This window comes from Pseudomonas cichorii (assembly GCF_003700275.1).
GTDB classification, from domain to species: domain Bacteria; phylum Pseudomonadota; class Gammaproteobacteria; order Pseudomonadales; family Pseudomonadaceae; genus Aquipseudomonas; species Aquipseudomonas cichorii_B.
Genome location: NZ_RBRE01000079.1, coordinates 24,523 through 43,881, shown reverse-complemented (window position 1 = coordinate 43,881; position 19,359 = coordinate 24,523). Strand labels below are relative to the sequence as shown.

At 59.7% G+C, this 19,359-nt stretch carries 18 protein-coding genes; 8 read left to right on the top strand and 10 right to left on the bottom strand.

All coding sequences use genetic code 11. The annotated features are described in order from the left end of the window. Positions 1 to 5: 5 nt before the first annotated feature. Positions 6 to 1,424, bottom strand: a complete 1,419-nt coding sequence (locus tag ALQ04_RS20315; protein ID WP_122317529.1) for an FAD/NAD(P)-binding protein — start codon at positions 1,422 to 1,424, stop codon at positions 6 to 8. Positions 1,425 to 1,462: 38 nt separating this feature from the next. Further along, positions 1,463 to 2,032, bottom strand: a complete 570-nt coding sequence (locus ALQ04_RS20310; RefSeq protein WP_122317566.1) for a helix-turn-helix domain-containing protein — start codon at positions 2,030 to 2,032, stop codon at positions 1,463 to 1,465. 107 nt (positions 2,033 to 2,139) lie between these two features. Between ALQ04_RS20310 and ALQ04_RS20305 the strand changes: the two genes are divergently transcribed. The 7 genes from ALQ04_RS20305 (at position 2,140) to ALQ04_RS20275 (ending at position 9,281) form a co-directional block, all read left to right on the top strand. After that, the gene (locus ALQ04_RS20305; RefSeq protein ID WP_122317528.1) at positions 2,140 to 3,066 is read left to right on the top strand and encodes a DMT family transporter; all 927 of its coding nucleotides are present in this window, start codon (positions 2,140 to 2,142) and stop codon (positions 3,064 to 3,066) included. A 109-nt stretch (positions 3,067 to 3,175) separates the two neighbouring features. Further along, entirely contained in the window at positions 3,176 to 6,118 is a 2,943-nt protein-coding gene (locus tag ALQ04_RS20300) for a monovalent cation/H+ antiporter subunit A (protein ID WP_122317527.1), read from the top strand. After that, positions 6,118 to 6,462: a Na+/H+ antiporter subunit C gene (locus ALQ04_RS20295; RefSeq protein WP_122317526.1), complete on the top strand. Its 345-nt coding sequence runs from the start codon at positions 6,118 to 6,120 to the stop codon at positions 6,460 to 6,462. The genes ALQ04_RS20300 and ALQ04_RS20295 overlap by 1 nt, the downstream gene beginning before the upstream one ends. Next, the gene (locus ALQ04_RS20290; RefSeq protein ID WP_122317525.1) at positions 6,459 to 8,144 is read left to right on the top strand and encodes a monovalent cation/H+ antiporter subunit D; all 1,686 of its coding nucleotides are present in this window, start codon (positions 6,459 to 6,461) and stop codon (positions 8,142 to 8,144) included. The genes ALQ04_RS20295 and ALQ04_RS20290 overlap by 4 nt, the downstream gene beginning before the upstream one ends. Then, the gene (locus ALQ04_RS20285; protein WP_122317524.1) at positions 8,141 to 8,632 is read left to right on the top strand and encodes a Na+/H+ antiporter subunit E; all 492 of its coding nucleotides are present in this window, start codon (positions 8,141 to 8,143) and stop codon (positions 8,630 to 8,632) included. The genes ALQ04_RS20290 and ALQ04_RS20285 overlap by 4 nt, the downstream gene beginning before the upstream one ends. Beyond that, positions 8,629 to 8,907 carry a K+/H+ antiporter subunit F gene (locus ALQ04_RS20280; RefSeq protein ID WP_122317523.1) on the top strand — a complete coding sequence of 93 codons (279 nt, stop codon included), beginning with the start codon at positions 8,629 to 8,631 and terminating at the stop codon, positions 8,905 to 8,907. Before ALQ04_RS20285 ends, ALQ04_RS20280 begins: the two co-directional genes overlap by 4 nt. Then, positions 8,904 to 9,281, top strand: a complete 378-nt coding sequence (locus ALQ04_RS20275) for a Na+/H+ antiporter subunit G (RefSeq protein ID WP_122317522.1) — start codon at positions 8,904 to 8,906, stop codon at positions 9,279 to 9,281. The genes ALQ04_RS20280 and ALQ04_RS20275 overlap by 4 nt, the downstream gene beginning before the upstream one ends. Before the next feature lie 93 nt (positions 9,282 to 9,374). Here ALQ04_RS20275 and ALQ04_RS20270 read toward each other — a convergent pair whose 3' ends face one another. Further along, the gene (locus ALQ04_RS20270; protein WP_122317521.1) at positions 9,375 to 9,842 is read right to left on the bottom strand and encodes a hypothetical protein; all 468 of its coding nucleotides are present in this window, start codon (positions 9,840 to 9,842) and stop codon (positions 9,375 to 9,377) included. Between the two features lie 410 nt (positions 9,843 to 10,252). On the opposite strand from ALQ04_RS20270, the gene ALQ04_RS20265 reads away from it, so the two are divergent. Beyond that, a complete protein-coding gene (locus ALQ04_RS20265; protein WP_122317520.1) occupies positions 10,253 to 10,489 on the top strand; it encodes a DUF2789 domain-containing protein in 237 nt (78 codons plus the stop codon). A 10-nt stretch (positions 10,490 to 10,499) separates the two neighbouring features. On the opposite strand, the gene ALQ04_RS20260 is transcribed toward ALQ04_RS20265, so the two are convergent. The 7 genes from ALQ04_RS20260 to ALQ04_RS20230 form a co-directional block, all read right to left on the bottom strand. Further along, positions 10,500 to 11,981 (bottom strand): DUF2235 domain-containing protein, encoded by a 1,482-nt coding sequence (locus ALQ04_RS20260; protein WP_122317519.1) that lies wholly within the window; start codon positions 11,979 to 11,981, stop codon positions 10,500 to 10,502. Positions 11,982 to 12,343: 362 nt separating this feature from the next. After that, entirely contained in the window at positions 12,344 to 12,748 is a 405-nt protein-coding gene (locus ALQ04_RS20255) for a TraR/DksA C4-type zinc finger protein (protein WP_122317518.1), read from the bottom strand. 294 nt (positions 12,749 to 13,042) lie between these two features. Beyond that, positions 13,043 to 14,068: an ABC transporter permease gene (locus ALQ04_RS20250; protein ID WP_122317517.1), complete on the bottom strand. Its 1,026-nt coding sequence runs from the start codon at positions 14,066 to 14,068 to the stop codon at positions 13,043 to 13,045. A 48-nt stretch (positions 14,069 to 14,116) separates the two neighbouring features. Continuing rightward, positions 14,117 to 15,700 carry a sugar ABC transporter ATP-binding protein gene (locus ALQ04_RS20245; protein ID WP_122317565.1) on the bottom strand — a complete coding sequence of 528 codons (1,584 nt, stop codon included), beginning with the start codon at positions 15,698 to 15,700 and terminating at the stop codon, positions 14,117 to 14,119. Between the two features lie 71 nt (positions 15,701 to 15,771). Further along, a complete protein-coding gene (locus tag ALQ04_RS20240; protein WP_122317516.1) occupies positions 15,772 to 16,701 on the bottom strand; it encodes a sugar ABC transporter substrate-binding protein in 930 nt (309 codons plus the stop codon). A gap of 494 nt (positions 16,702 to 17,195) precedes the next feature. Continuing rightward, a complete protein-coding gene (locus ALQ04_RS20235; RefSeq protein ID WP_122317515.1) occupies positions 17,196 to 18,212 on the bottom strand; it encodes a Gfo/Idh/MocA family protein in 1,017 nt (338 codons plus the stop codon). Positions 18,213 to 18,320: 108 nt separating this feature from the next. Next, the gene (locus ALQ04_RS20230; RefSeq protein ID WP_122317514.1) at positions 18,321 to 19,331 is read right to left on the bottom strand and encodes a Gfo/Idh/MocA family protein; all 1,011 of its coding nucleotides are present in this window, start codon (positions 19,329 to 19,331) and stop codon (positions 18,321 to 18,323) included. Positions 19,332 to 19,359 lie beyond the last annotated feature (28 nt).

The following is a 19,359-nucleotide window of genomic DNA, read 5'->3' as shown; positions in this document are numbered from 1 at the left end:
AAAACCTATGACAAGGACGCCAGACGCAAGGCCAGCGCCTTGGCCTGAATCGCCACGTCGGTGACCGCCGTGCTTTCCCACCACATGCCGCGCAACGGCGGGCCCATGCTAAACAGCCGTGCCGAGCAGAGCCCCCGGGCATCAAGCACCGCGCCACCCGCATCGGCGGCAATACCCAGCGCCAATGGCCCAGGTTGAATCAGGCCGCGTGCCAGCAACTGGCGGGGCAAGGGACGGTCGACCCGACGCCAGTCGTATTCGATCCCCGTGGAATTGATCAGGGCATCTCCCAAAACCTGCGATGGCTGACTCTCGCCGCGCAGCCGGAGTTGGATCTGTACCTGGCCCGAAGGCAGGGTTTGCACCGCTTGCAAGGAGGCGGCCTGAATGGTCAGCCGGCCTTGCTGCACCAGCTCTGTCAGCAAGGCTGCACTCGGCGGTGGCGAACGATGGTGATGGCTTTCCCACCATGGCCGCGCGTGCCGGACGAATTGCCGACGCTGACGGTCGGTGGCCTGACTCCACAGCCGGCCGATATTGACCCGCACCGTGTCCAGCGGCGCTTGCCAGTCAATGCCGCTCTCGATGGCCAGTTCGCATTGCTCACGCACCTTGCGCAGCAGTTGCCCAGGGCTGCGAATATCCGGGTCCCGGCCGAGAAAATCGACCCACTCCGGTGGCTGACGACGCACATGGGGCAACAGGCCATGGCGGGAAAACACCCTGATGGGACCGCGATGACCGGACTGCTGCAGCGATACCACGGCATCGACCATGGTGAGCCCGGAACCGATGATCAGGACCGTCGCGTGCGGATCGAGCTGGCGCATCACCCCGACATCCCAAGGGTCGAGCGCTGCCGCGTTGAGTCCGTCGGACTGACGCTGCGGCGTACGGGCAGCGGCGTACATGCCGGTGGCCAGAACCGCCAGACGGCCCTGCACCTCGCGCCCGTCTGCCAGGGTCGCGGTCACACCCGATTCGCCCGTGCGCAGGTCGACGGCTTCCGCGCAGATATGCTCGACACTGGAGCCGTGCCCCTGGCCGACCACCTGCGCTTCCCGCAAGCGTTGCTGCACATAAAGCCCGAACACGCCTCGCGGCGGAAACAGCACCGACACCGGGACATGCTGCTCCTGGGCTTCTGGCCAGCCACCTGCGGCCAGATACTCGGTCAGCCATTGGGTCAAGTCGTCAGGGTTGTCGGGGTCGACGCTCATGCGCGCCGCATTGCCATTGAGGGTATGCCCGGGTTCAGTGGCGCTATAGGCCTCGCCCCTGCCCAGCTCGCTACGGGGCTCGACGATCAGGATTCGCCGCCTGCCGGGCTGGCGCAGCAACTGCACCGCCAGCATGCTGCCGCTCAAGCCACCGCCGATAATCAGGACATCGGCTACGGCAGGCTGGGTCTTGTCATCGAGCATCGAACATCGCCTCGGGCTGGTTACAGGGAAGTCTGAATCTACAACACCACGTTACGGACAAAACGCAGAGTAACCTGACCCGCATTGCGATAGCTGTAAGACTGATTGCTGGGAAACATGAAAAATTCGCCCGGTGCGACCTCGCGCACCTGATCACGCTCGGCAAAAATGATGGTCAGGTGCCCTTCCACCACATACACCTGCTCGCTCCAGCCTTCCGGGTCTGGCTCGGAAACGTAACTGTCGCCCGGTTCAAGGCTGAACTCCCACAGCTCGACCTCGCGTCGGGCCAGCGCCTTGGCCAGTAATACCGCCTTGCTGCCGGGCAGGGTTCCGGCCCAGGCCAATTCGTTGATGCGACTGTGATCGGCCACTTCCGGCGCCTGGATCAGGTCGCTGAACGCAACCTCCAGCGCCTCCGCGACCCGGTCCAGGGTCGCGAGGCTGACATTCTTCTCACCGGCTTCTATAGCCACCAACATGCGCCGACTGACCCCGGACTTTTCCGCCAGGGCCGTCTGGCTCAAGCCTGTGGCATTGCGCAGGCGCCGGACATTCTGGCTGACATGTTGCAGCACCGGCGCACGCTGGGAATTTTCTTTGTGCACGATCTTGCTCACCTGAACCTGTTGCGCATTATACTGCCCACTTTTTGCGGTGCATTGTGTGTCGCACTTCCCCTTGCACGCAAGGCTTTGAAAGCCTGGAAATCGTCATGACCTCTATTCGCCGGCTACCGCGCGTCAGTAAAGCAGAAGCGGTACTGATCCTGATCACCGTTCTCTGGGGCGGCACCTTCCTGCTGGTCCAGCATGCGCTGACCGTCAGCGGTCCGATGTTCTTCGTCGGCCTGCGCTTTGCCGCAGCGGCGCTCATCGTAGCGCTGTTCTCGCTGAAAATAATGCGCGACCTGACTTGGCTCGAATTCAAGGCCGGAGTTTTCATCGGCACCTCGATCATGCTCGGCTACGGTTTGCAGACCATCGGCCTGCAGACCATTCCCAGCAGTCAGTCGGCGTTCATCACGGCATTGTATGTTCCCTGCGTGCCGTTGCTGCAATGGCTGGTACTCGGGCGCCGCCCCGGCCTGATGCCCAGCCTGGGGATTGCCCTGGCCTTTACCGGGCTGATACTGCTCTCGGGGCCTGAAGGTGCCTCGCTGCAATTCAGTCCGGGCGAGATTGCGACCATCATCAGCGCGGTGGCGATTTCTGCCGAAATCATCCTGATCAGCGCCTATGCCGGCAAGGTCGATGTGCGGCGGGTCACCGTCGTACAACTGGCAACCGCCTCGATCCTGGCATTTCTGGTCATCGTTCCCACCGGCGAGCGCCTGCCGGGGTTCTCGTGGCTGCTGGTGATCAGCGCCGTGGGCCTCGGAGCCATGAGCGCCGTGATTCAGGTCGCCATGAACTGGGCACAGAAAAGCGTCTCGCCCACCAAGGCCACCGTGATCTATGCTGGCGAACCGGTCTGGGCAGGCATTGCCGGGCGGCTGGCAGGCGAACGTCTGCCGGGTATCGCGCTGTTCGGTGCGGCCTTGATTGTGGCCGGGGTGATCGTCAGCGAGATCAAGGCTCGGGCCAGACCACAGGATCTTGAAGCAGAGCAGAAAGAAGAAGCTGTGGGAAAAATCGACTAAGCCAGACACCCCATAGACACTTCTTGTAGGAAATTCCTGAAGCACTGCGTTTGGAGATGCAACGTCTGGCACGTATGATGCTTAACATTTCCCTGCAGATTAGAAGCCTATGTCTCTGATAGTTCTACTGCTTCTGCCTTTCATCGGCAGCTGTCTGGCGGCATTATTGCCGCATAACGCACGTAACGCTGAATCCCTGCTCGCCGGCCTGATCGCCTTGATCGGTGCCGTGCAGGTTGCGTTGTGGTTCCCGCAGATCGCCGACGGCGGTGTGATTCGTGAAGAATATTTCTGGCTGCCCAGCCTGGGGCTGAATTTCGTCCTGCGCATGGACGGGTTCGCCTGGATGTTTTCGATGATGGTACTGGGCATCGGTACGCTGGTGTCCTTGTATGCGCGCTATTACATGTCACCGGATGACCCTGTTCCGCGCTTTTTTGCGTTTTTCCTGGCCTTCATGGGCGCGATGCTCGGCCTGGTGATATCCGGCAACCTGATTCAGATCGTGTTTTTCTGGGAACTGACCAGTGTCTTCTCCTTCCTGCTGATCGGCTACTGGCACCACCGCAACGACGCCCGCCGCGGTGCCTACATGGCACTGATGGTCACCGGCGCCGGTGGCCTGGCATTGCTGGTCGGCGTGTTGCTGCTCGGTCATGTGGTCGGCAGTTACGACCTGGACCGCGTACTGGCCTCGGGCGATGCCATCCGTGCCCACGCCCTGTATCCGGTGCTGTTGACCCTGATCCTGATCGGCGCACTGAGCAAAAGCGCACAGTTTCCGTTCCATTTCTGGCTGCCCCACGCCATGGCGGCGCCCACGCCGGTTTCGGCTTATCTGCACTCGGCGACCATGGTCAAGGCCGGAGTGTTCCTGCTCGCCCGGCTATGGCCTGCGCTGTCCGGCACCGAGCAATGGTTCTGGATCGTCAGCGGGGCCGGGGCCTGCACCCTGGTGCTGGGCGCCTACGCGGCGATTTTCCAGAATGACCTCAAGGGCCTGCTGGCCTACTCGACCATCAGCCACCTGGGTCTGATTACCCTGCTGCTGGGCCTCAACAGCCCGCTGGCGGCCGTCGCGGCAGTGTTCCATATCCTTAACCACGCCACTTTCAAAGCCTCGCTGTTCATGGCGGCAGGGATCATCGACCATGAAAGCGGGACCCGGGATATCCGCCGTCTCAGCGGACTGGTCAAACTGATTCCGTATACCGCGACCCTGGCCATGGTGGCCAGCGCCTCGATGGCGGGGGTGCCGCTGCTCAACGGCTTCCTGTCCAAGGAAATGTTCTTCGCCGAAACCGTGTTCATTTCCGCCACCGCCTGGGTGGAAATGGCCCTGCCGATCGTCGCCACCCTGGCCGGTACTTTCAGCGTGGCCTACTCGCTGCGCTTTACCGTCGATGTGTTTTTCGGCCCGGCGGCAAAAGACCTTCCGCTGCTGCCTCACGAACCTCCGCGCTGGATGCGTGCGCCGGTGGAGTTATTGGTCATGGCCTGTCTGGTGGTCGGCATTTTCCCGGCCCAGTCGGTCGCGCCGCTACTGGCTGCTGCCGCCCAACCGGTGGTGGGCGGTACGCTGCCCGAGTACAGCCTGGCGATCTGGCACGGCTGGAACGCGCCGATGATCATGAGCCTGGTCGCCATGGGCGGCGGTATTATCCTGTACCTGCTGTTGCGCAAGTCGTTCCGCCAGGAACGCTTTGTCGGTCCGCCACTGGTTTCGCGACTCAACGGCAAGCTGTTTTTCGAGCGTTGCCTGGTGATACTGATGCATTGGGCACGGCGCTTCGAGCGTCAGGTCAGCACCCGTCGCCTGCAACCACAATTGTTCCTGCTGGTCCTGGCGGCAACCGTGTTCGGGTTTATCCCGATGTACTTCAGCGGCCTGACCTGGGGCGACCGACCGAAGATTCCGGGCTCCGGGGTTTTCGTTACCCTGTGGCTGATCGCGATTGCCTGCGCCCTGGGCGCCGCCTGGCAAGGCAAGTATCACCGTCTCGCAGCATTGGTCATGGTCAGCGTATGCGGCCTGATGACCTGTATCACCTTTGTCTGGTTCTCGGCACCGGATCTGGCGCTGACCCAACTGGTGGTCGAAGTGGTGACCACCGTGCTGATCCTGCTGGGCCTGCGCTGGCTGCCGCGACGCAACGAAGATGTGGCGCCATCGGTGAGTTCGCGCATCAATGCCCGTACCCGACGCATTCGCGACTTGACGCTGTCGGCACTGGTCGGTGTCGGGATGGCCTTGCTGTCCTATGCCATGCTGACCCGCCAGACGCCCAACACGATTTCTTCGTTCTACCTGAGCCGCGCACTGCCGGAAGGCGGCGGCACCAACGTGGTCAACGTGATGCTGGTGGACTTCCGCGGCTTCGATACTTTCGGCGAGATCACGGTGCTGGCAGCCGTGGCCCTGACTGTGTTCGCCCTGCTGCGTCGCTTCCGTCCGCCGAAGGAAAGCATTGCCCTGCCCGCCCAGCAGCGCCTGCTGGCCCGCGATGTCGTCACCGACCTGATCAACCCGCGCAGCGCCAGCGACACCGCGCTGGGCTTCATGATGGTGCCGGCGGTACTGGTGCGCCTGCTGCTGCCCATCGCGTTCATGGTTTCGATGTACCTGTTCATGCGCGGCCATAACCAGCCGGGCGGCGGCTTCGTCGCCGGCCTGGTGATGTCGGTGGCGTTCATCCTGCAGTACATGGTTGCCGGCACGCAGTGGGTCGAAGCACAGATGAGCCTGCGGCCGTTGCGCTGGATGGGCACCGGCCTGTTGTGTGCGGTGATCACCGGCCTGGTTTCCATGACGCTGGGCTATCCGTTCATGACCACCCACACCGCGCACCTGCACTTGCCGATCCTGGGAGATATCCACTTCGCCAGCGCCCTGTTCTTCGATGTCGGTGTGTATGCCGTGGTTGTCGGCTCGACGCTGCTGATTCTCACCGCCCTGGCTCACCAGTCGGTGCGTAGCCATCGTCCGACCCAACTGCCGAAACCGATTGCCAGCCCCGCTGCCGAAACCGTGACCACACAAGGAGCCGTCTGATGGAAGAAGTCATCGCAGTCGCCATTGGCGTTCTCGCTGCATCCGGTGTCTGGCTGATCCTGCGTCCACGTACCTTCCAGGTGGTCATGGGCCTGTGCCTGCTGTCGTATGGCGTGAACCTGTTCATTTTCAGCATGGGCAGCCTGTTCATCGGCAAGGAGCCGATCATCAAGGAAGGCATCCCGCAGGATCTGCTCAACTACACCGACCCCCTGCCCCAGGCCCTGGTACTGACCGCCATCGTCATCAGCTTCGCCATGACCGCGCTGTTTCTGGTGGTGCTGCTGGCTTCCCGCGGGCTGACCGGGACTGACCATGTGGATGGCAGGGAGCCCAAGGCATGAACTGGATGAACCAACTGATCGTTGCCCCCATCCTGCTGCCACTGGTGACCGCCGGGCTGATGCTCTGGCTGGGCGAGAAACACAGGCCCCTCAAGGGCCGCATCAACCTGCTGTCCAGCATGCTGGGGCTGGGAATTTCCATCACCTTGCTGATGTGGGTCCAGCAGAGCGGCAGCACCGGTTCCATTGGCGTCTACCTGCCGGGCAACTGGGAAGTGCCGTTCGGTATCGTGCTGGTGGTGGATCACCTGTCGGCAATGATGCTGGTCCTGACCGGGATCATCGCCGTGTGCGCCCTGATGTTCGCCCTGGCGCGCTGGGACCGGGCCGGGGCCAGTTTCCATGCCTTGTTCCAGATCCAGTTGATGGGTTTGTATGGTGCCTTCCTGACCGCGGACCTGTTCAACCTGTTCGTGTTCTTCGAGGTGTTGCTGGCGGCGTCCTACGGCTTGATGCTGCACGGTTCCGGACGTGCCCGGGTATCGGCAGGCCTGCATTACATTTCGATCAACCTGCTGGCCTCGTCGCTGTTTCTGATTGGTGCGGCGCTGATCTACGGCGTGACCGGCACCCTGAACATGGCCGATCTGGCGCTCAAGATTCCGCTGGTGCCGGAATCCGACCTCGGCCTGTTGCATGCCGGCGCGGCAATCCTGGCTACCGCATTCCTCGCCAAGGCCGGCATGTGGCCGCTGAACTTCTGGCTGGTGCCAGCCTACTCGGCGGCCAGCGCGCCGGTCGCGGCAATGTTTGCCATCATGACCAAGGTTGGCATCTATACCCTGCTGCGCCTGTGGACCCTGCTGTTTTCCGAGCAGGCCGGGCATTCGGCCTTCTTCGGCGGTGACTGGCTGATCTACGGCGGCATGGCGACCATCGTCACTGCCGCCGTGGCGATTATCGCCGCCCAGCGCCTGGAGCGCATGGCCAGCCTGAGCATTCTGGTGTCGGCGGGCATCCTGCTGGCAGCCATCGGCTTTGCCCAACCCAGCCTGACCGCTGGCGCGCTGTTTTATCTGGTCAGCTCGACCCTGGCCTTGAGTGCGATGTTCCTGCTCGGCGAGCTGATCGAACGCTCGCGTTCGTCCAATGAAATCCCGCTCGAAGACGATGCCGACCAGTTGCCGCGCAATATGGAGTCGCTGAATCCACCGCCGGGCACCAACCTCGACGATGAACAGAAAGCCGTGGTCGGCCAGGTCATTCCGATGACCATGGCTTTTCTGGGCCTGAGCTTCGTGGCCTGCGCCCTGCTGATCATCGGCATGCCGCCTCTGTCGGGATTCATCGGCAAGTTGACCCTGCTCAGCGCGCTGCTCAATCCACTGGGGCTGGATGTCGCCAAGGACGCAGCGGTGTCCGTTCAAGGCTGGATGCTGATCGGTCTGTTGATCTTCTCGGGCCTGGCTTCGCTGATTGCTTTCTCGCGGCTCGGCACCCAGCGTTTCTGGACTCCGCTGGAAAGTCCGTCGCCGCTGCTGCGCCGCAATGAATGCCTGCCGATCATCATCCTGCTCGGCCTGTGCATTGCGCTGACCATCAAGGCCGAGCCGCTGCTGCGCTACACGCAGGACACTGCTGCCGCTCTGCATGAGCCCACGCAATATGTGCAGTCGGTCATGGCCACACGTCCCGTACCCGGCCCGGCCGGTCCACAAGCCGTCTCGCAGGTGCAGCCATGAGAAAGTTCTTTTTCCCTGCCCCGTGGTTTTCCCTGGCACTGTGGCTGCTATGGCTGGTGCTGAACCTGTCGGTAAGCCCCGGCAATCTGCTGCTGGGCGCGGTGCTCGGATTCCTCGCGCCGCTGCTCATGTCGCCATTGCGACCGACGCCGGTGCGCATTCGCAAGCCGGGCACGATCCTGAAGTTTTTCCTTCGGGTGGGCTACGACACGCTGGTGTCGAACCTGCAGATATTCTTTGCCGTCTGGAGCCTCAAGCGCCGACCGCCACGCTCGGCCTTCGTCAAGGTGCCGCTGGATATGCGCGATCCCAACGCCCTGGCTGCGCTGGCAATCGTCACCACCGTGGTTCCGGGCACCGTCTGGTCGGAACTGGCACTGGACCGCAGTATTCTGTTGATGCACGTATTCGATCTGGAAGATGAAGCGCAATTCATCGAGCACTTCAAGACCACTTATGAGCGCCCCTTGATGGAGATTTTCCAATGAGTGCCCTGCTCGATCATGCCATTGTGCTGAGCCTGTTCATCTTTGCCCTGGCGATGGTGATTACCCTGATTCGCCTGTTCAGGGGGCCGTCGGCACAGGACCGGGTTCTGACGCTGGATTACCTGTATGTCATCGCCATGCTGATGATGCTGGTGCTGGGCATACGTTATGCCAGTGACACTTATTTCGAGGCAGCGCTGCTGGTCGCCCTGTTCGGCTTCGTCGGCTCCTTTGCCCTGGCCAAGTTCCTGTTGCGCGGAGAGGTGATCGAATGAATTCGCTACAGACCGTTCCCTTCTGGGTGCAAGTCATCACATCCGTGCTGCTGGTTGCCAGCAGCGTGCTTGCCTTGACGGGCGCCATAGGCCTGTTGCGCCTCAAGACCTTCTTTCAGCGCATGCACCCAACCGCCCTGGCCTCCACGCTGGGAGCCTGGTGCGTTGCCCTGGCCTCGATCATTTACTTCTCGGCACTCAAATCCGGGCCAGTGATCCATGCCTGGCTGATTCCCATCCTGCTGTCGATCACGGTGCCGGTTACCACGCTGCTACTGGCGCGTACCGGACTGTTTCGCAAGCGCATGGCCGGTGACGATGTTCCACCGGAAGTCAGCGGCGATCGCCCTGCCCGCGAATCCAGCGAAAACTGATTTGACTGCCAGGCTCTTCGCGGGCGGCCCTGCTCGCGAAGGCCTGCTCACGAAGACAAGCCCCCCTGCACTCACGCTAACCGGCGGTGCAGTTCACTCACTGGCCTTGAACGTCAGCTCACCCTTGCGCCACTTGGCAGCCTTGCCGATCGCCGCCTTCAAAGGCTTGCTCAAGCCGCCCTGCAATTGCTCGTTGGCGGCAAATACCATGAAGACGCCATGGCCTTCCCTGAACACAATGCCGTGGCCTTCCGGGATGTCGACATAGGCATAATCGCCCAGGCCGTAGACAGTGAACTTGATGTCACGAAACTTCAGTTCAAATTTCCCGCCTTCGCGGCTGGGCAGCACCGAAGCGCGAAAATGATCGCCCACCTTGAGTTCAAGGCGCGGTTTGTCATCGACCACCATTGCTGTTTCGGTGTCGATTTCGGACATGTAGATGCCATCCGGCGACTGCTCGGTGACATAGACAAAACGTGACTGGAACTGCTTGACCAACTGTGCGCGTAGATCTCCGAGCACAAACAGAGAATGGGTATCCAGATTACTTACAGCCAATGTACAAACCCTCGAACATGAAAATAAAGCGGCCCGGCAAAGCCAGGACAGCCAAAAAAGTAAGCATCCTTACAGGCCGCTGAAGCGGCTGAAATACCTGCTGACACGCGCGCCTGGGCAAGAAAACCGAGGGCGATGAATCCATGGTCGCCACCTGCCTGGCAGGCTGGGGGCGGATTCTACCGACAGACCACCCCAACGGCCTATATACCTTTTGTACAGAGAAATATCCGGGCAGGAAAAACGACAGTGTTCGACACGCGAGGCCGAACATTATCACTTGCCAGCGGATCAATAAAAGATCAAAGCCGTCCAGCCATGAACATCGAACTCTTGTCCGTCCCCGGTACTCCGATACAGGACAAAGGCCAAACCCATAGCATGGGTGATGCACCCATCAAGGAGATGACATGGAATTGCCAACCCACTCTCTACCCAATCTGTTTGCTCAGCTGGGCCTGGACTCGGATGAGGATAGCATCCAGAACTTCGTTGCCAACCATTCACTGCCCGACGATGTGAAACTGATCGATGCCGAGTTCTGGACGCCGCAACAGGCGCGCTTCCTGAAAGAGGAACTGCGTGAAGATGCCGACTGGGCTCCCGTGGTCGACGAACTCAACGTGCTGCTGCACAAGAGCCCATAGCCTGCACCGCTCAATTCCGGTATCCGGAATGGCTTGCATTCGGATACCGGACCCGGCCACCCGGTTCGGGCGCATGCACGAATACCGCATCGCTGAAACTGCCGACTCGACCGATGATCGCATTCCAGTGCGCAGAGTGATGAATATAACGCCAGCGCAGCAGGCGCTCCTCAGACTCGTCCAGCGTATAGGCACCGCCCCGGGCATAGCTGATCAATTTGCGTGAAATACCTTCAAGCTCCGGCACCAGTTGCAACTCCTGGGTGTCGGGAACGGGCTCGAACGGCACGCCTTCATCGCAGGCCAGCGCATGCATGACCCGCAGATGCACTCGTGATAGATGCCCGAAAACCTGCCGCCGCAGACAGGCCGCCGCCATTACCGCCTTGAGTCCGAAGGCAGCACTGCGCGCATGCCCATAGGTTTCGCAGCATTCCACCCGCAATGACGCCTGCTGATCCAGCGGATCAATCCACTGCCCGGCCTCCATTGCCTGCAAGTCGTCCTGCGCCTGTTGCCAGGCAGAACTCGCCTCACAAGGATTGTCACGGCTGGCCACACTCATGCGTGGCCGGGTCAGCAGGAGCTTTTCTTCCATCTGCGGCGGATAACCCCCGCCAATATCGGCATGCGCGCCCGGCAGCACGATTTCCCGACTCCACTCGGGCGCAACGCTGTTGAGCGCAAAGTTGCGCCGCGACTCGTCACGCGCCACCAGATGCAGCACCTGCCGTGCACAGCCTGGAGGCAGATAGAGATTGACCCGCTTGCTGAACGAATCGCGGACATTGTAGAAATCCTTGAAACTGCCAATCGCCGCCACCGTATCGAACAGGCCGACCACCATGACCCTGACGCTGTCATTGTCCCAGGCAAAATCCGCAGCCAACGGGACCTTGCGACTTGCCAGTGCCGGTTCGAGCGCACCCTGAGCCTGCCTGAGCACCTCATTGATAAAGTGCCGGGCCGAAGCAGCGCCGCGACTGAAACCGAAAACATCCAGCTCCAGGGCTTCGATGACGCATCCGGGATTATCCAGTGCAAATGCTTTCAGACGAGAAGCCAGCTTCTTGATTGCATGCTCGGCCTTGGCAACAACGCCCGTGGCGCCGCGCCCGAAACTTTGTCCGGGCCACAGAGAATCCCCTGCACCGGAAGTTGTACCCGCGCCACTGATATAAATCGGCCAATATACCTTCAAACCCTGACCGTCATTGCGGGCAACATATTGATGACGATAAAGTGCAACCAGACGGGCAATATTACTCAAATCATTACTATAGCTGCTGTTGGGGTCGGAGTGCCGTCCCGAACACTCGGCTATGTGCTTGCCATTATTTATTTCCATCATGGCGCGACAATCGGCGCCTATCTGGCTATTGACGCGATTATTGCCTGTACCGTCGAAAAACAGGCCTGCACGCACCGTAACATGCAGCACCGCCGTGCCCGGCACTGCCGACTTCTGACTAACCGTCCATGTATTTTTCATCTTCCATCCATCCATAGAAAACAGCCACTTTGCGCGACTGCCCTTTAACCAATTTAAATACAATTGATTAAACAGCTTGCCTAACAGCGGACAACAGTCAAGCAATGGAAGAATTTACAGAGCAATCCTACAAACCGAATCAATACTATTCAAACTAAACAATAAACAAATACCACAATAAACAAGAAAAGTGACATTCAGGATAACAAACACAGAGCCTGTAATACCTTGATCAACACTCTTTAGTGAACGGGTTATAGATGTGTGTATCAGCATCGGCCGATGAATAAATTACAGGCACAACAAAACCGGGAGGCTAAAATAGCCTCCCGGTCAGGTAACATCCCACTCAGGCCTGAGGATCAGGCCTGGCGCTGGTGCTTGTCGATCTGCTCGTGGCGCTCTTGCGCCTCGATGCAATATTTGGTCGTCGGGCTGATCAGCAGACGCTTCAGGCCGATTGGCTCACCACTGTCGTCGCACCAGCCAAAGCTGTCATCGGCAATACGTGCCAGAGCCATTTCCAGCTGAGGCAACATGCGCTGGTCGCGGTCGATGACATTCACCAGCCAGTGACGCTCTTCTTCTACCGAAGCAGCATCGGCAGGGTCGGCCGGAGTGTCCAGGCTTTCGATGGCAATGCGGCTCTGCTCGATACGCTCGTGGATTTCGACCTTCATGGACTGCAACAGCTCGACGAAGAAAGCATGCTGTTCAGCATTCATGTAGTCATCGGCCGGCATGGCCAGCAACTTTTCCTTTGTCATTGATTTCTCTATAAAAAAACGTGCATTGAGGAGCGGCTCAACGTTGCCGTAAAAGCGCCATGATCTCCAAGCGCCACCAGGCACTCAATTTACGAGGGGCGGCAGTCTAAGCCCGGCTTGCCCCGTCGGCAATACAATTGAAGGGATTTTGTACAACAACTGCATTGAAGCCCCATGAAGCCGGGCATGGATACCTCTCCGAAGAGCCTCTGACTCTGCTTTCAATGATCAGTTCCGGCCAGCTGAAAAGCACAAAAGGGCCAGGAATGGCCCTTTATACTGGATCGTTCGCTATCAGCGCTTGGCTTTGCGCTTGTTGCGATACTGATCGATCACCACGGCAACCACAATGATCAACCCCTTGATGATGTCCTGTACATAGGCATCCACACCAATAAAGGTAAAACCGCTGGCCATGACGCCGAGGATCAGTGCGCCGATTACCGTGCCGGTAATCCGCCCGACGCCACCGGCCAGGCTGGTTCCGCCGATGACCGCTGCGGCAATTGCATCCAGCTCATAGGACATGCCCATCCCCGCCTGCCCGGTCGCAGCCCGTGCCGAAGCGACCACACCAGCCAGCCCGGCCAGCAGGCCGGCGATGCTGTAGACGATGACCAGATGGCGCTTGACGTTGATACCAGAAGTCCGCGCAGCCTGCATGTTGCCGCCAATGGCGTAGGTGTACTTGCCGTACTTGGTGTAGCGCAGGGCAATATGGAAAATCACCGCGACCACCAGGAAGATGATGACCGGCATCGCTCCCTGGCCAATGGCGGTATAGGAATCCGAAAGCATGCTCACTGGCTGGCCTTCAGTGTAGAAACGCGCCAGGCCACGGGCAGAAACCATCATGCCCAGGGTCGCAATGAACGGTGGAATTCCGGTAATGGCAATGATGCTGCCGTTGATCGCCCCGGCCAGCAGACCGACCCCCAGCCCCACCACCACCGGAATCCAGACCGGCAAGTCGGTGAGCGACGGGAACACCGCCCGGGAGAAGTCGGAAGTCTGCGCCAGACTCGCGGCAATCATCGCCGACAGGGCCAGCACCGAGCCGGACGACAGGTCGATACCCGTGGTAATGATGACTTGCGTGACACCGATGGCCAGCAGACCAATGATCGAGACTTGCAGAATCATCAGCACCAGTCGCTGGGAGTTGAGCAGGAAGCTCTGATCGCGGACGATCCAGCCAAACAGCTCGAAGATCAGTCCGATACCGATCAGCACCAGGAAAATACTCAGCTCGGTAGGCAGCCGCCGTTTGTTCTTGGTCGGCGCCAGCGCCGGTTTGTTTTGCGAGATCGCGTTGCTCATTTTGTTTTCCCTCTTGTTCTTCTTCTGCACGCGCCCGGCCGGGCGAACTCAGTGAACCAAATGGCCGGAAGCCAGATGCATGACTTTTTCCTGGGTAGCCTCACTGCGATCGAGGATGCCCATCATTTCGCCTTCATGCATGACCATGACCCGGTCGCTCATGCCCAGCACTTCGGGCAATTCCGAGGAAATCATGATCACAGCCATGCCTTCGCCAGCCAGGAAGGAAATCAGGCGATAGATCTCCGCCTTGGCCCCCACATCGATACCGCGGGTCGGCTCATCGAGAATCAGAATTCTGGGGTTGGTCATCAGCCAGCGAGCCAGCAATGCCTTCTGCTGATTGCCGCCCGAGAGCGTATCGATGCACTGCTCCAGGGACGGCGTCTTGACCCGCAACTTCTTGCACATTTCTTCACACAGCCCGCGCAAGGCTTTCTGCTGGACGAAGCCATTGCCCGCATAGTTGGCCAGAACGGCCATTTCCATGTTTTCCATCACCGACAGGCATGGAAACAGGCCGGTGAGCTTGCGATCCTCGGTCAGCAGCGCGAAGCCTTTTTCAATCGCCTGATGCGGATCGGTGATGCGCACCGGAACGCCGTCGAGCTGGATTTCGCCGCCCTGGCTGGGCGATATGCCAAACAGGGTTTCGGCCACATTGGTCCTGCCGGAGCCCATCAGCCCGGCAATCCCAAGAATCTCGCCGGCATGCAGATCGAAGGACACGCCCTGGAATACCCTGTCCAGGCTCAGGTCACGCACCGACAGCAGCAGATCGCCAATCGGTTTTTCGCGTTCGGGAAAAAGCTGGGTCAGTTCGCGTCCGACCATCATCGAGATCAGGCTGTCGCCGTCCATGCTTTCGGCGCGCTGCAGACCGATATAGGCGCCGTCACGGAATACCGCGACTTCATCGGCGATTTCAAACACCTCGCTCATCTTGTGAGTGATGTAAATGATGCCCTTGCCCTGCGCGCGCAGGTCGCCAATGATCGAGAACAGATGAGCAACTTCGGTCTCGGTAATGGCCGAAGTCGGCTCGTCCATGATCAGGATGTCGGAGTCATAGGAAACCGCCTTGGCAATCTCCACCATCTGCCGCTCGGCAATGCTCAGGTTGCCGACCAGTTCCTGCGGATCGAGCTTGATGCGCAAGCGCTCCAGCAGCTCGGCGGTGCAGCGGAACATTTCCCGGTGATCGACCATGTGCAGGCTGTTGAGTTGTTCGCGACCGATCCAGATGTTCTCGGCAATGCTCATGAACGGCATCAGGTTCAGTTCCTGATGGATCATCGCGATCCCCGCCTGCAAGGCCGCCAAAGGCGTATCGAAGCGGATCGGATTGCCGCGCAGACGAATCTCGCCGGCATCGGGCTGGTAAATCCCGGCAATGATCTTCATCAGGGTCGACTTGCCGGCGCCATTCTCACCCATCAAGGCCAGCACCGTGCCGGGGCGAACCCTCAACTGCACGTCATTGAGCGCAATGACGCCCGGAAAACCCTTGCTGATATTGCTGATTTCCAACAGGTAGGGGGATGGAACATCAGTGGCTGCACGATCATCGACAGGGGCAGCGGACGGCGTATCGCGCTGAGCATGGCGGGTAGCAGTAGCGGAACCGAACATGATCACAAACTCCTCAAGCAACAGGCTGTGGGAGGCTATGTGGCAAGCCCTCCCTGGCCTGTTCACTGTTTTTATTTGAAGGTGGCGACGTTTTCAGGCGTGATAAGGCGATACGGAATCACGATGGCCTGGGGCTCGACCTTTTCTTTCCTGGCCATTTTCACGGCGGCGTCGATCGCGCCATTGGCCTGGCCCTTGGCATCCTGATACACCGAAACCGTCAGGTCGCCGCGGGTCACGGCATTCAGGCCATCGGGCGTGCCGTCGACGCCGGCAACAAACACGCTGCCTTTCTTGACGCCTGCCTGCTTCAGGGCCATGGCCGCACCAATCGCCATTTCATCGTTATTGGCCAGCACCGCATTGAATTCCTTGCCCTGGGTGATCCAGTCGTTGGTCAGGTCCATACCTTTCTGGCGTGCCCAGATACCGGTCTGTTCCTGTTCGATCTTGATGTCAGGGTATTTGCTCAGCACCTCTTTCACGCCCTTGGTGCGGTTTTGCGTGGAGTTGTTGGCCAGGTCGCCCAACAGGATCATGACGTTGCCCTTGCCGCCCATCTTTTCCGCGATGTACTGCATCTGCAGGCGACCGGCCTCGATATCGTCCGAAGTGACGGTAGCCACGCCTTCGGGCAGTTTCGGATCATCGGGACGGCGATTGACGTACACCAGCGGAATACCGGCGGCGGTGGCGGACTTGGTGATGCGGGCGGTGGCGGCGGTATCGACCGGGTTGACGATCAGCGCGTCGACTTTCTTGCCGATGAGTTCCTGCACCTGATCGATCTGTTTATTCACATCTGCACGGGCATCGACGAATTGCAGCGACACCCCGTCAGGCATGGATTTGGCCTTGGCGCTCATGTCATCGCGCAGGTAGGTCAGCCAGGTGTCATCGAACTGCGACATGGCAACACCGATTTTGATATCGGCCAGTGCCGTACCGCTGCCCAGCATCAATGCCAGAGCCAGTGAGGTGAAACGAATCTTGGTCTTCATGAAGGTCTGTCTCCAAATTCTTGTTGTTGTTCAGACTTGGTAACGACGTAGCGAAGAGCGGGTTATTTCGGCAGGCGAATGCCTGTGGCGCCGGGTATGCAGAACAGCAACGCATCCTTGTCCCGGACGCACATGCCACGTGCGACAAGCGTCAGGAAACGCTCCATGACAGAGATCCAGAATGATGAGGGGGCAGAGTGCCGGGCCTTTGGAGCACGGGCACCAGTAGGGGTGAGGGTTTTCATCGACGGTACCTATCTTTTGTCTTGTTTTTGTTTGCTTGTTTCCTACGACCTTCAGACGGATCTGACAGCGCAGGTGATTCGATAGTCGGCAACCTGAAAACGACTTTATTGGAAAATATTTTCCAATTCAACCAATTTTAGAATTTTATTATGTTTTTCTTGCTCCTGTTTCAAATGGCCATTGCAGCAAGCCCCGGCTCTCTGCTGAAGAGAACCAGGGCTTGGGTACAACACTGGAAAAACGTCGATCTAGACTGTAATCACTCGCCCTTCCCTGGCACTCAAACGTGCAGAATCCAGCACCACGGCTGTCGCGACTGCATCGTTCGGGTCCACGGGATTGCGCCCGTTACCGTCGATGGAATCCTGCAACTGCCGATAGAACTCGAGCCAGCAGCCCTGCTCCGAGGGCACCCGCTCACGGTGATCGCCCTGCTCGAACCAGCCCCAGCGGCGATGTTCTTCGACGCCCCAGCGCTCGCCCTCCGATTTGGGTGTCAAACCTGCCAGTGCCGCCGCTTCCTGGCCGTCCAGGCCTTCGACGCTGTAGCAACCCTGTGGCCCGCTGACCCGGAAGCGCGGCCTCGGGCTGTTCTGCAGGCAACTGCCAGACAGATGCGAAACGACACCATTGGCATGGGTCAAGGATATGAAGAAGGCGTGGTCCGGCGCATCCGCCGCGGAACACTGCAGTTCGGCATACACCCGACTGACCGGGCCGAACAGCACCAGGGCCTGATCCACCAGATGGCTGCCGAGATCACGCAGCAGGCCGCCGCCGCTGGTCTTGCCCACCGACCTTGGCGAATAGCGTTCGATGCTGGATTCAAAACGACTGACCGGACCCAGCACATTGCTGTCGATCAGCTTGCGTAACGTGAGAAAGTCCGAATCCCAGCGCCGGTTCTGATAGACACTGAGCTGCACACCGCGCCGCTGCGCCGCCTCGACAAACTCACGGGCCTGGGCGGCATCGTCGGAAAAAGGTTTATCGCTGACCACGTTCACGCCCAGCTCGATGGCTTCGAGGATCAGGGCGCGGCGCGAGGCCAGCGGAGTGGAAATCACCACGACATCGACACCGGCCGCGACCAGATCGGCCAGGGTATCGAAGGTCGCAACGTCAGGGTGATCCTTGGCCACTTCCTGTCGGCGTTCGGCCGAGCGGGTAACCACCCCGACAAATGTTGCATCGGGCAAACTCGAGAGCAGCGGCGCGTGAAAGTAACGCCCGCCCTTTCCGTAGCCCACCAATCCTGTTCGCATGCAGTTCTCCTTGAAGCCGTAAGCCTTGTTCCCTATCTGAGCAGTTCACTGTTGAGTCGTTCCGCCATGAAACGGCCCGACTCGTCGGCACGCTCTTCCCTGCCCGCCTCAGTCGTAGAACGCCGGGCGACTGCCCAGGGTTACCGGCACGATCGCAGCACTTTGCTGCGCCTCGACGCAGGCATCGGCGGTCACGGCGGCGGCATAGCCATCCCAGGCTGAAGGACCACCGACTTTACCGGCATTCACACCATCGATGAAAGCCTGCAGTTCGACGTCATAGGCGGCGATGAAACGATCCTTCCAGTCCATGAGAATCGCATTCGACAACTTGGCCTCACTGCGCAATTGCACCTGCGAAGGCTCTGGCAACCTGGCGATACCGCTCTCGCCCACCACTTCGCACTGGATGTCATAACCGTACTGACAGTTGACGAAGACCTCGACGTCGATGCGGGTGCCCCTGGCGGTTTCCAGCAGCACGATCTGCGGATCCTTGAGATGCGCAAAGGCCTTGCCGGACTTGCGCGGAAATACCACTTGCACCGAAACATAGTCATCGTCGAGCAACCAGCGCAGCACGTCGATCTCGTGGATCAGGGTGTCGGTGATCGCCATGTCGGTCTTGTAGTTCTCGCCCACGGTCGGGTTGCGGTGCGCGCAGTGCAACATCAAGGGCTCGCCGATCTGGCCGCTGTCGATCACGGACTTCAGGGCCCGGTAGCCTTCGTCGTAAGGACGCATGAAGCCCACTTGCACCAGACGCTTGCCGAACGCGATTTCGGCATCGACGATACGGCGGCAGCCTTCTGCAGTCACCGCCAGGGGTTTTTCGCAGAATACCGGCTTGCCTGCGGCAATAGCCGCCAGCACGAATTCTTCGTGGGTCGGGCCCCAGGAAGTCACCAGAATGGCCTGCACATCCGGGGCAGCAATCAATGCGTGGCCGTCGGCATAGACTTCAGCGGTGATATCCAGCTCACGCACCACACTGGCCGCCTGTTCGAGATTGATATCGGTGACCGCCACCACCTGACTGCCGAGCAGAGTCTTGCTGCAACGCCGGATATGATCACGACCGATTGCGCCTGTGCCGATTACGCCTAATTTCAACGCCATTGCAGTGCTCCTGTTGTATTTATTCGGG

Bases quoted from the DNA above. Each gene is read 5' to 3' on its own strand.
- ALQ04_RS20240 (WP_122317516.1), bottom strand. From the start codon at position 16,701: ATGAAGACCAAGATTCGTTTCACCTCACTGGCTCTGGCATTGATGCTG.
- ALQ04_RS20290 (WP_122317525.1), top strand. From the start codon at position 6,459: ATGAACTGGATGAACCAACTGATCGTTGCCCCCATCCTGCTGCCACTG.
- ALQ04_RS20315 (WP_122317529.1), bottom strand. From the start codon at position 1,424: ATGCTCGATGACAAGACCCAGCCTGCCGTAGCCGATGTCCTGATTATC.
- ALQ04_RS20305 (WP_122317528.1), top strand. From the start codon at position 2,140: ATGACCTCTATTCGCCGGCTACCGCGCGTCAGTAAAGCAGAAGCGGTA.
- ALQ04_RS20280 (WP_122317523.1), top strand. From the start codon at position 8,629: ATGAGTGCCCTGCTCGATCATGCCATTGTGCTGAGCCTGTTCATCTTT.
- ALQ04_RS20260 (WP_122317519.1), bottom strand. From the start codon at position 11,981: ATGAAAAATACATGGACGGTTAGTCAGAAGTCGGCAGTGCCGGGCACG.
- ALQ04_RS20295 (WP_122317526.1), top strand. From the start codon at position 6,118: ATGGAAGAAGTCATCGCAGTCGCCATTGGCGTTCTCGCTGCATCCGGT.
- ALQ04_RS20265 (WP_122317520.1), top strand. From the start codon at position 10,253: ATGGAATTGCCAACCCACTCTCTACCCAATCTGTTTGCTCAGCTGGGC.
- ALQ04_RS20235 (WP_122317515.1), bottom strand. From the start codon at position 18,212: ATGCGAACAGGATTGGTGGGCTACGGAAAGGGCGGGCGTTACTTTCAC.
- ALQ04_RS20275 (WP_122317522.1), top strand. From the start codon at position 8,904: ATGAATTCGCTACAGACCGTTCCCTTCTGGGTGCAAGTCATCACATCC.
- ALQ04_RS20300 (WP_122317527.1), top strand. From the start codon at position 3,176: ATGTCTCTGATAGTTCTACTGCTTCTGCCTTTCATCGGCAGCTGTCTG.
- ALQ04_RS20245 (WP_122317565.1), bottom strand. From the start codon at position 15,700: ATGTTCGGTTCCGCTACTGCTACCCGCCATGCTCAGCGCGATACGCCG.
- ALQ04_RS20230 (WP_122317514.1), bottom strand. From the start codon at position 19,331: ATGGCGTTGAAATTAGGCGTAATCGGCACAGGCGCAATCGGTCGTGAT.
- ALQ04_RS20250 (WP_122317517.1), bottom strand. From the start codon at position 14,068: ATGAGCAACGCGATCTCGCAAAACAAACCGGCGCTGGCGCCGACCAAG.
- ALQ04_RS20255 (WP_122317518.1), bottom strand. From the start codon at position 12,748: ATGACAAAGGAAAAGTTGCTGGCCATGCCGGCCGATGACTACATGAAT.
- ALQ04_RS20285 (WP_122317524.1), top strand. From the start codon at position 8,141: ATGAGAAAGTTCTTTTTCCCTGCCCCGTGGTTTTCCCTGGCACTGTGG.